17 protein-coding genes and 1 tRNA gene are annotated in these 17,477 nt (G+C 36.4%); 11 read left to right on the top strand and 7 right to left on the bottom strand.

Features of this window, described 5'->3' with window-relative positions; translation table 11 throughout:
- Positions 1–161 precede the first annotated feature (161 nt).
- The 3 genes from EW15_RS01615 (at position 162) to EW15_RS01625 (ending at position 3,573) form a co-directional block, all read left to right on the top strand.
- A complete protein-coding gene (locus EW15_RS01615; protein WP_038651158.1) occupies positions 162–1,652 on the top strand; it encodes an ammonium transporter in 1,491 nt (496 codons plus the stop codon).
- A gap of 119 nt (positions 1,653–1,771) precedes the next feature.
- Positions 1,772–2,977 carry a 4-hydroxy-3-methylbut-2-enyl diphosphate reductase gene (locus EW15_RS01620; RefSeq protein ID WP_038651161.1) on the top strand — a complete coding sequence of 402 codons (1,206 nt, stop codon included), beginning with the start codon at positions 1,772–1,774 and terminating at the stop codon, positions 2,975–2,977.
- 62 nt (positions 2,978–3,039) lie between these two features.
- A complete protein-coding gene (locus EW15_RS01625; RefSeq protein WP_038651163.1) occupies positions 3,040–3,573 on the top strand; it encodes a DoxX family protein in 534 nt (177 codons plus the stop codon).
- Between the two features lie 61 nt (positions 3,574–3,634).
- Here EW15_RS01625 and purH read toward each other — a convergent pair whose 3' ends face one another.
- Entirely contained in the window at positions 3,635–5,191 is a 1,557-nt protein-coding gene (purH, locus tag EW15_RS01630; RefSeq protein WP_038651166.1) for a bifunctional phosphoribosylaminoimidazolecarboxamide formyltransferase/IMP cyclohydrolase, read from the bottom strand.
- 63 nt (positions 5,192–5,254) lie between these two features.
- On the opposite strand from purH, the gene EW15_RS01635 reads away from it, so the two are divergent.
- Positions 5,255–5,860, top strand: coding sequence for an alpha/beta hydrolase (locus EW15_RS01635; protein ID WP_038651169.1), 606 nt, complete (start codon positions 5,255–5,257; stop codon positions 5,858–5,860).
- Here EW15_RS01635 and EW15_RS01640 read toward each other — a convergent pair.
- Complete coding sequence (locus EW15_RS01640) at positions 5,857–6,225, bottom strand: DUF3155 domain-containing protein (RefSeq protein ID WP_011294267.1); 369 nt, start codon at positions 6,223–6,225, stop codon at positions 5,857–5,859. The two genes, EW15_RS01635 and EW15_RS01640, sit on opposite strands and share 4 nt — an antisense overlap.
- A 314-nt stretch (positions 6,226–6,539) precedes the next feature.
- On the opposite strand from EW15_RS01640, the gene EW15_RS01645 reads away from it, so the two are divergent.
- The gene (locus EW15_RS01645) at positions 6,540–7,661 is read left to right on the top strand and encodes a sensor histidine kinase KdpD (protein WP_081930451.1); all 1,122 of its coding nucleotides are present in this window, start codon (positions 6,540–6,542) and stop codon (positions 7,659–7,661) included.
- Here the strand turns inward: EW15_RS01645 and EW15_RS01650 are convergent.
- On the bottom strand, positions 7,642–8,379 hold the full coding sequence (locus tag EW15_RS01650; protein ID WP_081930452.1) for an adenosylcobinamide-GDP ribazoletransferase: 738 nt from the start codon (positions 8,377–8,379) through the stop codon (positions 7,642–7,644). The two genes, EW15_RS01645 and EW15_RS01650, sit on opposite strands and share 20 nt — an antisense overlap.
- Positions 8,380–8,497: 118 nt before the next feature.
- Between EW15_RS01650 and tgt the strand changes: the two genes are divergently transcribed.
- Complete coding sequence (tgt, locus tag EW15_RS01655; protein ID WP_038651175.1) at positions 8,498–9,628, top strand: tRNA guanosine(34) transglycosylase Tgt; 1,131 nt, start codon at positions 8,498–8,500, stop codon at positions 9,626–9,628.
- A 34-nt stretch (positions 9,629–9,662) separates the two neighbouring features.
- On the top strand, positions 9,663–9,806 hold the full coding sequence (locus tag EW15_RS01660) for a photosystem II reaction center protein K (RefSeq protein WP_011823118.1): 144 nt from the start codon (positions 9,663–9,665) through the stop codon (positions 9,804–9,806).
- Positions 9,807–9,938: 132 nt separating this feature from the next.
- Here the strand turns inward: EW15_RS01660 and EW15_RS01665 are convergent, their stop codons facing one another.
- From EW15_RS01665 to EW15_RS01675, 3 genes are all read right to left on the bottom strand, one after another.
- A complete protein-coding gene (locus EW15_RS01665) occupies positions 9,939–10,967 on the bottom strand; it encodes a Gfo/Idh/MocA family protein (RefSeq protein ID WP_197049692.1) in 1,029 nt (342 codons plus the stop codon).
- A 37-nt stretch (positions 10,968–11,004) separates the two neighbouring features.
- Complete coding sequence (locus EW15_RS01670; protein WP_038654981.1) at positions 11,005–12,273, bottom strand: hemolysin family protein; 1,269 nt, start codon at positions 12,271–12,273, stop codon at positions 11,005–11,007.
- Positions 12,274–12,287: 14 nt separating this feature from the next.
- Positions 12,288–12,360 (bottom strand) — tRNA-Ile (locus EW15_RS01675).
- 109 nt (positions 12,361–12,469) lie between these two features.
- On the opposite strand from EW15_RS01675, the gene pyrE reads away from it, so the two are divergent.
- The gene (gene pyrE, locus EW15_RS01680) at positions 12,470–13,051 is read left to right on the top strand and encodes an orotate phosphoribosyltransferase (RefSeq protein ID WP_038654984.1); all 582 of its coding nucleotides are present in this window, start codon (positions 12,470–12,472) and stop codon (positions 13,049–13,051) included.
- Positions 13,048–13,896 (top strand): folate-binding protein YgfZ, encoded by an 849-nt coding sequence (locus EW15_RS01685; protein ID WP_038651179.1) that lies wholly within the window; start codon positions 13,048–13,050, stop codon positions 13,894–13,896. Before pyrE ends, EW15_RS01685 begins: the two co-directional genes overlap by 4 nt.
- Positions 13,897–13,914: 18 nt before the next feature.
- Here the strand turns inward: EW15_RS01685 and EW15_RS01690 are convergent, their stop codons facing one another.
- Positions 13,915–15,366, bottom strand: coding sequence for a TM0106 family RecB-like putative nuclease (locus EW15_RS01690; RefSeq protein WP_038651182.1), 1,452 nt, complete (start codon positions 15,364–15,366; stop codon positions 13,915–13,917).
- 52 nt (positions 15,367–15,418) lie between these two features.
- Here EW15_RS01690 and EW15_RS01695 point away from each other — a divergent pair, with 52 nt between their 5' ends.
- Positions 15,419–16,879, top strand: coding sequence for a phosphoglucomutase/phosphomannomutase family protein (locus EW15_RS01695; protein WP_038651185.1), 1,461 nt, complete (start codon positions 15,419–15,421; stop codon positions 16,877–16,879).
- Positions 16,872–17,462, top strand: coding sequence for an RdgB/HAM1 family non-canonical purine NTP pyrophosphatase (rdgB, locus tag EW15_RS01700; protein WP_038651189.1), 591 nt, complete (start codon positions 16,872–16,874; stop codon positions 17,460–17,462). Before EW15_RS01695 ends, rdgB begins: the two co-directional genes overlap by 8 nt.
- Positions 17,463–17,477 lie beyond the last annotated feature (15 nt).

Raw genomic sequence — 17,477 nt, forward strand, 5'->3', positions numbered from 1 at the left:
TTAATTGAATTTATAAATGTGTAAATAAGAACATATTTTCAAGACTAAACTCTTTTTTGTATAAACACTTACATCTTGTATGTATGTGTTGCATACATATTTAATGTTGTATAAATTTTGGATTAACTATCCATTTCTTTTTCTCGAAGTAAGCATCATTTATGACCACTGCTTTGCAATCGCCTCCAAGGCGTACTACTTCCCGTCTTCAAGACGCAAGTCTTTTGAACGGGCCAATGCTTCTTTTAAGAAGTATTAAAGGCTTTAGAAGAAGTCAGTCTTGGGCATGGCTAGCCTCTATCCCCTTGGCCCTTTTGGGGTTAGGTGTTTTCACTTTCTCTGCAAGAGCTGAGGTTGCTCTTTCAGATTTAACAGGACCACAAGCCGCTGCTTTCTTGGCGGACAACCTTTGGTTATTTATAGCCACAATCCTCGTTATTTTTATGAACGCGGGATTCGCAATGGTTGAAGCTGGTATGTGCCGTCAAAAAAATGCGGTCAACATTTTAGCTAAAAATTTATTTGTTTTTGCTCTTGCTGTTACTGCCTACTGGGTAGTTGGTTATTCCTTAATGTATGGCGGTTCAGTGATTGATGGATGGCTTTATTTCCAAGGCTTATTCGTTGATCCTGATCCTTCAGGTGCACTTGAGTGCGCAGCCGCTGGAGATACAGGTTGTCTTGTCCCAGCAGTTGATTTCCTTTTTCAATCTGCTTTTGCTGGTACTGCTGCAACGATCGTTTCGGGATTGGTTGCTGAGAGAGTCAAATTTGGTGAATTTGTGGTTTTCTCAATAGTTTTGACTGCTTTTATCTATCCAATTGCAGGAAGTTGGCAGTGGAATGGTGGTTGGCTTGCTGAACTTGGTTTTATTGATTTTGCTGGTTCATCTATTGTCCACTCTGTTGGAGGATGGGCAGGTCTTGTTGGAGCAATGCTTCTAGGACCACGTATTGGCAAATTTGTTGATGGCAAAGCTCAAGCGATGCCTGGACACAATATGGCCATTGCAACTTTAGGAGCATTAATCCTTTGGATTGGTTGGTACGGATTCAACCCTGGCTCAGAATTAGCAATGGATCAATATGTTGCTTACGTCGCAGTAACAACAACTTTGGCAGCAGCTGGTGGTGCAATCGCCGCTACAGTTTTATCTACCATTACTTCTGGCAAGCCTGATCTAACCATGATAATCAATGGCATTCTTGCTGGATTAGTAAGTATCACTGCTGGTTGTGGCAATATGACTTTTGCTGGATCTTGGCTCGCTGGTGCTGTAGGTGGATTAATCGTCGTAGTTGCAGTAGCTGCTTTGGATTCTGCAGGTATTGATGATCCAGTTGGTGCTTTCTCAGTTCACGGAGTTTGTGGGGTCTGGGGAACTATTGTTATCGGCCTTTGGGGCGTTGATGGAATGGATCCTGGAGCTGCAGGAATTGGTCTTCTCAATGGAGGAGGAATTAACCAATTCTTCATTCAAGCATTAGGAGCAGCTGCTTATGGCATATGGACTGTTGTGACATGCTGGATTGCTTGGCAAATTATTGGTGGCTTCTTCGGAGGTATCAGAGTTAGCGAAGCAGAAGAGACACAGGGACTTGATATTGGCGAGCATGGAATGGAGGCTTATCCTGACTTTGCTTCTAGCTAGTTAACTTGTTTAATTGTCTTACATTAAATCTAAAAAAGCCCGGAATATTTCTGGGCTTTTTTAGTGTGGTTTAATAGTGATGAGATTCCTATCAATTTGTTTTTTACTATTTAATTGAAATGGATACTCAAGCCTTCAAGCAAACCCTTCATAAATCGGATCGTTATAACCGACGAGGATTTGGTTCAGCAAATAAGCGAGCTCAAGCACTTGCTGAGGCTTATCAAAGTGGTTTGATTGGATCTATTAGAGAAAATGGAAATCTTTTAGAGCATGGAAGATTAAAAGTTAAACTTGCAGAAGCTTTTGGATTTTGTTGGGGAGTAGAAAGATCAGTAGCAATGGCTTATGAGACTAGGAAGCATTATCCAAATGAAAGAATTTGGATAACTAATGAAATCATTCATAACCCCTCTGTGAATGATCATTTAAGGAAAATGAATGTTCTTTTTATTACTGAGGAGAAAGGGATCAAAGATTTTTCAGTAGTAAAAGATGGAGATGTAGTAATTCTTCCTGCATTTGGAGCAACGGTTCAAGATATGAAGCTTTTACACGATAGAGGTTGTCATATTATTGATACAACTTGCCCATGGGTTTCAAAAGTTTGGCATACAGTCGAAAAGCATAAAAAACATACATTCACATCAATTATTCATGGCAAATATAAACACGAAGAAACTTTAGCGACTAGTTCTTTCGCAGGGACTTATCTAGTTCTATTTGACCTTGAAGAGGCGAATTATGTTTCTGATTATATTTTAGGCAAGGGAAATAGAGAAGATTTCTTAAAGCGTTTTTCAAAAGCTTCTTCATCAGGATTCGATCCAGATAAGGATTTGCAAAAAGTTGGAGTTGCTAATCAGACCACAATGTTAAAAAGCGAAACTGAGGAAATAGGAAGATTGTTTGAGAAAACAATGTTGCAACGATTTGGACCAGCTCAATTGAACGAACATTTTCTAGCTATTAATACCATTTGTGATGCTACTGAAGAAAGACAGGGAGCAATGTTTTCGCTAGTTGATGAACCTCTTGATCTTATGGTTGTAATTGGTGGATTCAATTCTTCCAACACAACTCATCTTCAAGAAATCGCAATTAGTAGGGGGATTCGTTCATTTCATATTGATACTCCAGAGAGAATTGGAGAAGAGACCAATACCATTACTCATATGCCTCTAGAGGGAGGAGAATTGTTAACTGAGGAAAATTTTCTTCAAAAGGGAAATATTAGTGTAGGTATTACTTCTGGTGCTTCAACTCCCGACCGTGTAGTTGAAGATGTTATCCACAAGCTAATGAAAATAGGCGAAAATTTTTGATAAGAAAAAAACGCAATTTTGCTCCAATCTCTCGTAGGATAGTTAATAGTTTTTAGTAGAAGATGACTCAAGCAAACAAATCTAATCTTAAAGATCCTGATTCACAAAAAGTTGAAGTGGTTGTTCAAAGCCCTGAAGGTGAAGTGAATATTTTTGGTGAACTATCAATCTTTGTCCTGAGAGTTAGCTTTAGTTTGTTCATGGTTCATCACGGTCTGGAAAAATTGAGTGATCCAGGAGGATTCGCTGAATTTGTGGTAGGCAAATACTTCAGCTTTCTTCCTGGTGATCCTGTGATTTGGACTTATTTGGCGGGAGTAACTCAAATAGTTTGTCCAATTGGATTAGCAACAGGAGTATTGGCAAGATTATCCTCCTTGGGGCTGTTCTCAACTATGGTTTTTGCTTTGTATTTCCATTTCATAGATACTGGTTTAGAGGGATTCCCTTTTGCTGTAGTCGAAAATCACAATTATATTTTTGAATTATCCGCTATTTATGCAGCAATATCATTTTATTTCTTATGTGCAGGTCCTGGCAGATTATCACTTTTCAGGAAATCTAATAAAATAACTTACTATCCAAAAGGATCGTAATTAAGTATAAATTTAAAGTAAAGAATAATATATTTAAGAAAACCAACTCTTTGAGTTTATCTCAATGTAAAAAGTGCCTTTTACCAGTAAGAATCATTTTTATTCCAAATTCATTGCAGGCTTTAATAGAATCTTTGTCTCTAATACTTCCACCTGGCTGAATAATTGCACTAATACCATAATCAGAAGCCATCTTTACAGTATCGTCGAATGGGAAAAACCCATCACTAGCCATTACAGCACCTTTTGATTTTGTACCAGCAACTTCCAATGCAAGTTTTGCTGAACCTACCCTATTCATTTGACCAGCACCAATCCCTAGACTCTGCTGATTGGATGCTACGGCTATTGCATTTGATCGTATATGTTTTACGATTTTCCATGCAAAAGATAAGTCATTCATTTCTTCATCTGTTGGGATTAGTTCCGTAACAGTTTTCCATTCTTTTTGATCAATACTTGGTTCGTCTAAATCTTGAATTAATAAACCACCAAGTATGCTTCTTATGTGATTTTGATCTGCTTTTTGAATAGACTCAGCTTTTAATTCCAAGAGCCTAAGATTTTTCTTTTTTGAAAGTATTTCTTTTGCATTCTCATCAAAATATGGAGCTACAACACATTCAATAAATATATTTTCAATTTCTTTTGCTGCAGCTTCATTAACAGGGCAATTGATAGCAATAATACCCCCAAAAGCACTTACTCTATCCCCATCTAATGCTTTTTTAAGAGCTGAGGATGAAGAATCTCCAATAGCTACTCCACAAGGATTTGTATGCTTAATTACTACCGCTGCTTTTTGATATGAGGGGTTACTAATAGTATTTTCATAACCAAATTCACGAAGAGTAGATAAAGCAGCCTCCAGATCTAAAAGATTATTTGTACTTAATTCTTTGCCTTGTAATTGTTTAGCTCCACTCCATCCTTTTTCAGGCTCTCCATACCATGAAGCTTTTTGATGAGGATTTTCTCCATACCTCAGTTCTTGCTTTAGTGGCAAGCTTTGCAACCAAGAAACCTTTTTTGAGGAGCTTTGATTAGCAATCCATTTACTTATTGTTAGGTCATAGGTGGCGGTATGCTCAAAAGCTTGTTGCGAATATTTTTTTCGTAATTCAGTAGTGATCTTTTTTGATTTATAGGCATCAATTAAGTATGAGTATTGACTTGGATCAGTAACTACAAGAACATCTTGATGATTTTTTGCTGCTGCTCGGATCATTGTTGGCCCGCCGATATCAATATTTTCGATAGCTTCCTCCCATGAAACATTCTCTTTGGAAATTGTTTTTTCAAATGGATATAAGTTAACAACCACCAAGTCTATCGGATTGATATTTTGTTTATCTAAATCATCTAAATGAGATTGTTTATCTCGTCTGGCTAATATCCCTCCATGAATTTTTGGATTTAGTGTTTTTACTCTTCCTCCAAGAATTTCTGGGAATCCTGTGTAATCTGCGACTCGTGTAACAGGAAGATTTTCACTCTCAATTAACTTTGCAGTCCCGCCACTTGAAATAATTTTGAAGCCCAGTTCATTAACTAATGCTTTCGCAAGTGGAATTAAGCCAGTTTTGTCTGAGACACTTAGCAGAGCTATCGGTGACATTTTTATTTTTGAAATCTATTCTTCTCGATAACCTACGCATCAAAGAAGAATATTGCATTCAAGATGACTGAACTAATCTCTTTAAACTCTGAATCCGCAACAAATAGACTTATTTTGCTGCATGGTTGGGGGGCTGATGCCCATGATTTAATGCCTATTGGGAAATTATTAACTGATGGATTAAAAGATCCTTTTGAAATAGTTTCTCTTTCTGCTCCTCAGCCTCATCCAAGCGGATCAGGTAGGCAATGGTACCCTTTATACCCTCACGAATGGGAACAGGTCCCCAATGCAGTGTTAGATCTTGAAAAACGCTTAAATAATCTTTGCACTAAACAAATTCCTTTAGACAAGACATTGTTATTGGGCTTTTCTCAAGGAGGTGCAATTGCCTTAGATATTGCGACAAGAATTAAATTTCAGGGAGTTTTTGCACTTAGCTCATATCCTCATCCAGATTGGGAACCTACAAAAAATATGCCACCTATTTTTCTTTGCCATGGCGAAATGGACTCAGTAGTCCCAAAAGCTGCTTCTAAGAAAAGTCTTGATATTTTGGTGGGAAATGGAGTTAAAGCAGAATTATTTTTTTTCGATGGAGGCCATGAAATTAATAATGATCTAATTGGTTATTGCCGTGGGAAAATTGAACAACTATTTTTAAGTTAAACAAAAGCATATTCATACTCTTCGATTTCTTCCCAGTCATCTGCTGTAAGTTCTAGACCAGCAAAGATTTTGTCTTCACCCAGGAACTCAACAATCACTCTTAAAGAAGGGAACAGGAAATGATTTTCTTCAGCATATTGAGCACTAAACAAACCTTTCTCTCCCCAAAAAAAGCGATCAGTAGTGTGCTCATTACGACGTACATTTAATATAGCTGGGGCATAGAGCCCCTCTTCTGCGATAAATCTTCTAGCTGCTGTTACAGGCTTGTGCTGACCTGTACCTAAATGGAAAATAGGTACATGGGACATAACACGCTGTCCTGCCAGTCTTCTTCTGCTAATTCTTTTGCGCTTCTTAGACATGAAAAAACTACCTTTATTTGTTTGGAGAGAGTTAGAGGTTTTTCTTTTTTATTGGCTCTAGCCTAAGCAAGAGTTTTTAAGAAAAATAATTTGAAACTGAGGAGAAAACCTTTCTCAAATAATTAAAAAGTTGACTACAGAGGTTACCCATCAATCTCTGCAACAGCCTCAAAGTCACTTAAAGTGCTCACTTTTTGATTTAATTTGAGATAGCCTCCTAGTTAAGGAATCTAAATTCTTTATTAACATCTTAATACTTTTTTCAAATTTTTCAAGTTTTTGAATCTTTCTTTTTACCTGACTAAGATTGCGTAATGACTTCAATGCATTATTCAGACCGGTTTTTGAATTTTGTTCAACAACAGTTGATGAGCTTTCAAGCTGACCAAGAGCTTGAGCATGTTGTTGTTTATGTAGCTAGATCTGGAGAAAGTGGATCACCTACTTTGGAAGTAGTTGGCCAGTGGCCGAAGTCAGAGAAAGTTTTACAGCCAGTAGAAACTGATACTGCCCTTCGCACGCCTTCTTCTAATAGGAGATGGTATCCATTGCAGGAGGGGTCAATATTGCTAGGTGTTATACGCGCGGAGAGAATCGCTTCTGAGGAAGAATGGCGCGAGTCTCTTGATCAACGCCTGCAAGCAATGTCAACTTTATTAGCTAACTCCCTCGCTTCTGAACTTGATAGAAAAAGGTTATTAGATCAATTAGATGATCAAAAGGAGCAGATATCATTAATGGTGCATCAGCTCAGGAATCCACTAGCTGCTCTTGGAACTTATGCAAAACTTCTTTTGAGAAAAATAGGCCCTGAAAGTGAAAATGAAAGCCTTGTGAAAGGCCTAATTAACGAACAAGCACAAGTTAATAAATATCTTTCTGCGCTCGATCAACTTAGTCAGGTAAAACTACCCCAAGCTGATGATGGATCAAACAGATTGCTCTTGCCTCCACTTTTGCCAACTGAGACTTGCATTAGTGTAAAAAGCTTAATAGAGCCATTGATTGAGAGAGCTAAAGCTAGAGCTAATTTGCAAGGCAGGAAATGTTATGGCCCTTCAGAATGGCCAACTTGGATGGAAGAAAATTCAATTTCAGAAGGTGTAATTGCTGAAATAGTTGCAAACCTTTTGGAAAACGCATTTCGTTACAGCCCTCCTCAATCCTCTATTGGTATTGAAGTGATCGAAAAGGGGATATGTATTTGGGATGAGGGCGCCCCCATAAAGAAGGAAGAAAGAGAAAAGATTTTTGAGAAAGGTTTTAGGGGTGAAAGTGGTTCAAAAATGTCTGGGAGTGGAATAGGCCTTGCTCTTGCTAGAGATTTGGCTAGACAATTAGGTGGAGATTTACAGTTATTTGTTGACCCAAGCCAATTTAAAAATTCTTTGCCTGAATCAGGGAATGCCTTCGTTTTTAATTTGGAACAAAAATGATACTTAATAATAATAAATTAGTAGTTTCTGTTATCACTAAACCTGCTCCATAGCTATCACCATTATGGCCTCCTAATAATTTATTTATAAAATGTGGGATTAATACTGAAGTTGTTACTCCTGAAGAAATGCAATATATTAGTAATAAATTAGCAGACAAATTTAAGTTTGTTGAAGATAAAAAAAATATTATCCCAATAAAAATTATTATCAACGAAGGTCGTATCTCTTTGGAAATGCCTCGCCAGTATTTTTGATGAATGGAGCTAAATTCTTTATTGAAAATGTATTCATAATTTTCAATAGCAAATATTTGGGATAATCGTCCCCAGAATGCAGCTATTGGAAAAGCAAAAGGAGCATAAAAATCAAGTTTGATTATTGCTGCAATTTGAAGGATTAAAATAATTACTAAACTTTGCACACCTATTGCTCCAACTCGGCTGTCTTTCATTGCCTCAATTCGCTTTGATGGCCCTGCACCAACCCCATCAGCTGTATCCATTAGCCCGTCAATATGAAGTCCACCAGTTATGCAAATGCTAATTGCAATAGTAATCAAGGCGATAGAAATATTGGGCCAATCAAAGTACTTCAATACAAGCCAAAAAAATGATTGGGAAAAGCCTATTAAAACTCCTACTAAAGGTGCAAAACGAGCAATTCTTTCGAACCTAGGTTTAATTAGTGGCCATTGAGGCAAAATTGTGTAGAACACCCATGCACCTGCAAGGTCACCTAGCCAGTTTTTAAAAATCAGAATTACAACCTCAACTGTTTCTTAGATCTCAAATTAGTTATATAACTAGTCTAAATTATGGAATATTTAGGAATAATTGAAAAAGACCTCCTTCGATTTTCAAATAAAAAGTCGATGCAAAACGACATTAGCTCGAGTCTGCTCTATTAAAACTCCAAATGGAATTGTAAATACTCCAAAATTCATGCCTGTTGGGACTTTAGGAACAGTCAAAGGTGTTACTTCTCAGCAACTTGAGAAAACAGGGGCTGAAATGATTCTTGCAAATACTTTTCATCTTCATCTTCAACCAGGAGAAAAGATAGTTCAAGATGCCGGCGGACTACATAAATTTATGAGTTGGAATAAACCAATTCTTACTGACTCAGGAGGTTTTCAAGTATTTAGTTTGGCAAAGTTAAATAAAATTGATGATGAAGGGGTTTCGTTTCAAAGCCCAAGAGATGGCAAACATATTTATTTGACTCCTGAAAAAGCTATTGAAATTCAAATGGCTTTAGGCGCCGATGTGGCAATGGCTTTTGATCAATGCCCCCCTTATCCAGCGAGCGAATCAGATGTTGAGGAGGCTTGCAAGAGAACCCATCATTGGTTGGAGAGATGTATAAATGCTCATAAGAAAGATGATCAAGCAATTTTTGGCATAGTTCAAGGGGGCTGCTTCTCTCATTTGAGGGAATTGAGCGCAAAAATCGTCTCAGAATTCGATTTGCCTGGGATTGCTATTGGAGGAGTAAGCGTAGGTGAACCCATAAGTCAAATGCACAAAATCGTACGAGAAACCTGTCCTTTATTACCTCAAGATCGACCAAGATACTTAATGGGAATTGGAACCTTACGAGAAATGGCCATAGCAGTAGCAAATGGAGTAGACATGTTTGATTGTGTAATTCCTACGAGGCTGGGAAGGCATGGGAGCGCATTAGTCAATGGAGAGGTATGGAATTTAAGAAATTCACGTTTTAAAGACGATTACAGCCCATTAGATTCAACATGTACTTGTGAAGCTTGTACAGGATATTCAAGGGCATATATACACCATTTAATTCGCAACAAAGAATTACTTGGTCTCACACTTTTGAGTCTGCACAACCTCACGCATTTGATCCGTTTTACAGGTGCTATGAGGCAAGCAATTACTGAAGGTTGTTTTTCAGAGGATTTCGCTCCGTGGCAGAGTGACTCTAAAGCGCGTCATACGTGGTAGCGTGCGTGCTTAATATGTCCATTATTTCTTAGGGATGGCACTGATTAATTTCGACTTGCTTGCTGAACTTCCAGTTGCATACCAAGCTTTTGCACCAACAGTGGATGTACTTCCGCTAATACCTCTTTTCTTCTTTCTGCTTGTTTTTGTTTGGCAAGCGGCAGTTGGCTTTCGTTAAAAGCGAAGTCTTTTCTTCTAGATTTTTTAAAAATTAACTAATCGATTAGATATTCTTAACAAAATAAAATTTTTGTTCGAAGTAAGACATCGGACATAAATTTTATTTTTTTGAGTTAATTAATCAGTTTATCTAGATCCCTTTGCTTATCAAAATGTCTTCACTTGGTATTGATACTGCCTTTTCAATTAAATCAGCAAGATGAAGTGCTCGAGAAGCTTGCAGCCCGTCTACAGCTGGCTTCTCCTTTCCTCTGACGCATTGTAGAAAATGCTCCAGTTCTGCATACAATGGCTCAATTGATGTTGTACTCACTTCTTCAATAAAACCATCGTTTCTATAAAGTAGTTCTCCATGATCAGCTGAATACCATTCATGAGCCTTTCTATGGATATGAATATTGTGATTTAGGAAATCTGTTTCTATTAGACTTTCTTTGCAATGAGCGCTCAAACTTCTGATTTTTTTGTGACTCATTTTGCTTGCAGTCAGACTTGCAACGACCCCGTTTTTAAACCCCAGTGTCGCGTTAACGTAATCCATAGGTCCTTCTCCACTGCATCCTCCAACTGCAGCAAGCCTTATCACTTTTGAATTTGCAAGTTCAATAACTAAATCAATATCGTGAATCATTAAGTCCAAAACGACCGAAACATCATTAGCTCTATCGGGATGAGGGCTATGCCTTCTGGCTTCAAGAACTACAACTTCTTCATTAGCAACAACTTTTGTCAATTCTCTAAATGCCGGATTAAATCTTTCTATATGGCCAACTTGCAATAATTTTTTCGCATTGTTTGAAGCATTGATCAAAGATGATGCTTCTTCTTTATTTGCTGCTATCGGTTTTTCAATTAAAACATGTTTACCAGACTTTAGACATTCTAGGCCAACTTCATGATGAAATAACGTAGGTACAGCAATACATACAGCTTCTACTTGATGTAATAAATCCTTGTAGTTTCCATACCAATTACAATTAAATTGCTCCATAGCCAACTTTCCTCGTTCCTCGTCTAAATCTGCAACTCCAATGAGCTCAGCATCCTTGAGAAGACTGAGGACTCTTGCATGATGCCACCCCATATTTCCAATTCCTATTACCCCAACTTTTACAGGAATAATATTTTCGTTGATCTTGGAATTGGAAATTGTTTTCATGTTTACTTTTTTATTAATTAATAGTCTGTTTTATAAATTACTTAGGAAGGATTATTTTTACTTTGTTTATTCTTGGACCTTTCATGGAGATGATTTCAAATATAACTTCATTATGAACGAATGTTTCTCCTGCATTGGGAATTTCTTGGAGTTTTTCTAAAACAAATCCAGCAAGAGTGTAATGATCATCAGCTTCTGGCAATTTTAAGTCAAGCTCTCTATTTAGTTCTATTACTTCTATCTCACCAGAAGTAAGCCATATTTTTTTTATGTCATCAAGAGATCTTAGCTCAGATTCTTTATTATCAAATTGAATTTCATCACCAACAATTTCACCTGTTAAGTCTGCTGATGTTATTAATCCTTCAGTTCCTCCATATTCATCAACGACTAACAGTAGTGGATTCCCGTTTTTGATTAAGGGTAGCAATTCGGCCAAAGTAGAAGTTTCTAAAACACGAACAACTGGTTTTATATAAGGCTCTAAAGATGAGTTGGCTTGCATATCCCCTTTTGCTATTGGATCAGCAAGTTGCCTTAAATCTAAAACTCCAAGAACATTATCAAGTGAATCATCAATTACTAAGTATCTTGCATGACGAGTTTTATGAACTTCTTCCATCATTTGAGTGAAGGAAACTTCTCTTGGAAGAGTAACCATCCCTGACCTAGGAACCATTACTTCTCTGACTTGTGTATCTCTTAAAGCGAAAACACCTTCAAGTATGTTTCTTTCATCAGGTTTTAATCCAGTTACACCACCAGTTTCAATTAACTTCTCTAATTCGCCGGCAGAGAATGCAGCTGTCGTAAGACTTTCTGATTGAGTATTAAGTCCAAATAATCTAAGAATTAATAAAGCAAGTCCTTCCAGCAACGAAAGGAATGGTGACATCCATTTTATCGCTGCTTCAATTAGAGGCGATAATTTCAGAGCAGCAGTCTCTGGTTGATTAAGAACAAGTGCTTTTGGAAGCAGACCAGATATCAAAGTTGCTAAAAGTACAACAGTAATAAAAAGACCTAGGTCTAAAAAATAATTAATTGAAGCATTATTTGCCCACCATTGACTTGCGAAATTTTTGCAGATCCAACCAATTGAAATTAATGAAATAGTTATTCCTAACTCCGCTATTAAAAGGGTTCTTCTCAGCCTTTTCTGTAGACGAATTATGGAATTGGAACCAGGTAGTCCATCTTCTACAAGTCTTTGAACCTTAGTTGAACGAAGGCGTAATATGGCAAACTGACCTGCATTGAAAAATGCTGGTATTACAAGCAATATAAAAAGAAGTAATAAACTCATTAATAATTTTTCTATGGGGGTGGCGAGGATCGAACTCGCCTAAGGCGAATTATGAGTTCGCTGCATTCACCAGATTGCTACACCCCCAAAAAAGCAGAACTAAAACTTTTTTTGATAATAGTTAATTAGTTTGCCTAAAGTAAATATATATCTAATCCCACCAAGATGTTTAATAATTAAACTTGCATATAAAGATATGAACCCATTGAATCCTCCATCAGATGAAATAAAAGAAAATCTTTTAACTTTATTAGCTCAAAAAGCCTATAGGTTTGGAGATTTTTCTTTGGCTTCCGGAAAAAAAAGTTCTCATTACGTCAATTGCAAACCTGTCTCTCTCTCAGGTCCAGGTCTCTTGTCGATAAGTTCATTATTCCTAAAACAAATAAATCAAAGTGATAGTGGCGTAGCCGGCTTGACTTTAGGTGCTGACCCACTTGTTAGTGGAGTTGTAATGTTGGCAGCTCAAGCAGGTATTTATTTAAACGGTTTAATAGTAAGGAAAGAAGCTAAAGGTTATGGGACTGGAGCATGGCTAGAAGGACCTTTGCCTCCAAAGGGTTCTGTGATTTCTGTCCTAGAGGATGTTGTTACTACTGGTGGCTCTTCTTTAAAAGCTGTTGATCAGCTTAGAAATCAAGGTTATTTAGTTAAACAAGTACTAGCAATAGTTGATAGAGAAGAAGGAGGCGCTGAGGCAATGTCTAAAGCTGATTTAGAGTTAAATAGTCTTTTCTTTTTAAAAGATATTGTTGAAAGAGCTAAAAGTTTGCAATGACAGAAACTCAATCATTGATTTGGGATGAAACATTCCCTTCGTTGCTTCTCAAAGGTCAGGGGACAACTGCTTTTTTACATGGTCAAACAACCGCTGATGTTTTTGCTGAGAAGGAACTAGATAGAATATTTACTAGTTGTTGGCTATCAACTAAAGGATCTTTAAAAGCTGTATTGGAAATTCGACTTTCAGATAATAAGGCTGAAATAGTTATAATTTGTGGTGAAATTAATTCTATAAGAGATGGATTTGAATCAGTGATATTTCCAGCCGATAAAGTTAAGTTAGAAGTTGTAGATCCAATTAGAAGAAGACAAGAAATAAATAATAATAATTCATGGAAGGAGTCAAATTTTAGTTGGATTGATAATAATGATTTAATCCTAGACGAAATAAATCACTATAGAAAAGCTACTAAAGAAGAATTGGAGGCTTGGAAAATAAGACAAGGAATACCTAGCTTTGATAAAGAGATGAATGGAGAAACTAATCCTTACGAGCTAGGATTAGCAGATACTATAAATTTAGATAAAGGCTGTTATCTAGGTCAAGAGGCAATGGCAAAGTTCTTTAGGTCAAAATCTCTAAAATATCAACTTCGTTATTGGGAAGCTTATGGGAAAAATGATAATTTTAAAATTGGTAAAAATTTTTTTAATACTAATAAAAATGAAGGATATAAAAAAAATGTAGGGGTTGTTACTTCTTCAATTAGGGTTAATGATAATTTTTTTAATGGACTGGCTTTAATTAAGAAAACTTTTCTTGATCAGGATTTTTGTTTTTCTGAAAATGGTGACTCCATAACTATTAAAAAACCAATCTCTTTTACTAATCCTTTTTAATTTATTGCGATATGCTTACTAGTGATCTATTAACCATTTTGCGATCATTAAGGTAGCTATACAATCATCACGATTATATTCAAAAATTGAATTTAAATTTTTAGAATACATTTTATTGACTTTACGTGATTTTTTCCATTGTCTCCACCATAAAAGAGCTCTAGCTCCATCTACATTTGAATGTTTCCATTCATATCCTATCCATTCTGCGATTGATTTAAGACCATAATTCCTTACGGGAAGACACCAGTATTCTCTAATTAATAAATGTATATCAATAAATCTTTTTTTTAATTCTTCAATTTCATTAGGATCAGCTCCTTGTCGCAATCCTAGCTTTAGCAAAGATATTGGTTCTGTTTCTCCATAATGGATGATGGGATAGTCTCGATTAAGAATTAATTTTTTAGTTATTCTTTTCCATAGAAAACTTTCAGTATTTTTTTCAAGACTAAGTAATGGAGAATATTTAGTTTTTTCTAAACTTATTTCATTTCTTATGTTTTTTGGTATTCGAATAAATCCGTGTAAAAAGTCATGTTTAATATCTGGGTCAGATTCAATGTCATAAATATATAAACCTTTTGCTTTCTTTAGATTATTTAGTTCTATTTCTGGATTTAGTTTGATTGCCCTATTCGTTGATTGAGATTGAGATTGTAAAATAACTTGCTTGGAAATATCACCATGTTGTCGCCCGAATATCTCAAGCTTTTCCTTTAATTTATAATGCTTCGTCTTCGCTAGTTCCTCTATATTATTTATACCAATTTTGTTTAATAAAAGTTCTCTTTTTGCTCCAATCCCGCTAACTTCACTTAAGCTTCCTTCATTAATTGCTACAGCATCACAATCTTTTCTCCATGAACATATTGTGCATTTTTTTCTATTAGAAGTGATCGGTGGAGGAGTTCTTGATTCTATATCTTTCTCTAGATTTAATAATGAATCTATTAAATCTTTGTTTATATTAGCGCTTAATTTTATCTTTTCGACTTTTATAACTTCATTTTCTTTGTGTAATATTAACCCTTTTTTTACTTCAAATTTTTGTAAATTATTTATTAATAAACCAGTCATTGCAAGTGATAATTTATGCTCTCTTGTGATTTTTTTACCTTGCCTAGCTAGTATAGGTTGATATGAAAAATTCCCCCAAATACTCTCTCCTGATGTCTTCTTTAGTATCGGTAAATTCGCTTTGATAATTCTATTTTTTATTAGAGGATATTTAATTCTGACTCCATAAGCAATATTTTTCCCCTCTTCACAAGCTTGAATTCCTATCCCATAACTTTTTTGTGAGAGATTATGAAAGCAGTCGATTTGATGATTTAATTGAAGTGTGCTGTGGGCCGTCCACAACTTTTTTTGTTTATCACCATAAATATCAAGCCACGCTTTTCTTCTGCATCTAATCCAACTCCTTAAAAGATGATCGTTAATTGGTTTGGATTTATTACATTTCATACTTAGAGAATAATCCGCATTTCTCTAAGAACAAAGTTTCTCCAATATAAAGATGAAAAAGAAAAAGTTGAATCTCACTAAGGAGAAAATTTCTTTCGGAACAGATGGATGGAGGGGGATATTAGGCGTTGAGTTCACTTTGGAAAGATTGCTTAAAGTTGCAGCAGCAGCAGCTCAAGAGCTTGCTTATGTGAAAGAGAAAAAAAATAATAAAATAATCATTGGTTATGATCGACGTTTCCTTGCAGAGGAGATGGCTGAGGCGGTCGCATCTGCAGTTAGAGGAGTTGATTTAGTCCCTTTGTTGGCTTCTTCAGCGTTGCCAACTCCCTCTTGTAGCTGGGGGATAGTTGAAGAAAATGCACTTGGTGCACTAGTGATTACAGCAAGTCATAACCCATGCGAATGGTTGGGTTTAAAAATTAAAGGACCCTTTGGAGGCTCAGTTGATAGCTCTTTTACCGATTCGGTGCAAAAAAGATTAGATGCTGGGGGGATATCAATCCCAATCGAAGGCGTAACCGAGAGAGTTGATTTTCGAAAACAACATCTTTTGGGGATTAGTCAGAAATTTGACATGCATTTGATTTCTGATGGCTTGCGGAAATTAGGTGTGAAAATTTTTGTCGATCCAATGCATGGATCTGCGGCGGGCTGCATGTCTGAATTATTTGGAGTTAATTGTGAAGAGCTTATTTATGAAATAAGAACTGAAAGAGACCCATGCTTTGGTGGAAATCCTCCAGAACCTATGAAGGCTTATCTATCACAATTAATAAAACAAGTTCAGGATGAATACCAGGCAGGACAGTTGTCCATGGGCTTGGTTTTTGATGGGGATGGAGATCGAATTGCTGCAATAGATGAAAAAGGTAGATATTGCAATACACAGTTATTAATGCCTGTTTTGATAGATCATTTGGCAAGAGTTGGAAATTTGCCAGGTTGCGTTGTAAAAACTGTAAGTGGGTCGGACTTGATGAGATTGATTGCGGAGGATTTGGGGAGAGAAGTGCTCGAAAAGCCAGTTGGGTTTAAATATATTGCTGAAGAAATGCTTTCAAGAGAAGTTTTGATTGGAGGAGAGGAGTCAGGGGGAGTTGGGTTTGGACATCACTTGCCAGAACGTGATGCTTTGTTTACCGCTTTGCTTTTGATGGAGTCAATAGTTGCTGATGGTAAATGTTTAGGTGAGAAAATAGATTCTCTTCATGCTCGTTTTGGTAAGAGTCATTTCGAACGTATTGATTTAACTCTCAAAGACATGGAGATGAGAAGGTCCTTGGAAGATTTTTTGAAACAGAAAACCCCATCTTCAATTGGTCATAAATCAGTTTTAGAGGTTATTTCAACTGATGGAATCAAACTCATACTTGATAAAAGTCATTGGCTGATGTTTCGTTTCTCTGGAACAGAGCCTCTTTTAAGAATTTATTGTGAAGCGCCATCCAGTGCAGAAGTTACTTCAACTTTGTATTATGCAAAGCAACTTATAGATAATAGTTTTGGATGATCTCCCTCTGGTAATTGCTAGTGGCAATAAGGGTAAAATTGGAGAATTTAAAAAACTTTTGGACGATTTTCCATTTGATTTATTGACACAACCTGTCGGTTTTGAGATTGAGGAAACAGGAAATACATTTATGGAAAATGCAAGAATAAAGGCCATTGCTGTCAGTCAAGCAACAGGTAATTTGTCTCTTGCTGACGACTCTGGATTAAGTGTTGAGGCTCTTGGAGGAGCTCCAGGTATTTATTCTTCTAGGTATGCAAGTTCAGATAAGCAAAGAATAGAAAAACTATTAGCCGAGTTGAAACCTTTTTCAAATAGAAAAGCTAAATTTGAATGTGCATTATGTATTGCTAGTGGAGAAAAAGTGTTGATAGAAGTTTCAGGCTTTTGCGAAGGTGTAATAACTTTTTCCCCAAAAGGGAAAAATGGGTTTGGTTATGATCCGATTTTTGAAGTTTCTGGATTAGGTGAAACTTATGCAGAAATGGACCACGACAAAAAGAAGCATATTGGTCATAGGGGAAATGCATTTAAATTGCTGATCCCAGAATTGAAAAAACTATTGGGTTCAATAAAAAAGTAGTTTTTGTTTTCTTGA

It is taken from the genome of Prochlorococcus sp. MIT 0801 (assembly GCF_000757865.1).
Taxonomy (GTDB): domain Bacteria; phylum Cyanobacteriota; class Cyanobacteriia; order PCC-6307; family Cyanobiaceae; genus Prochlorococcus_B.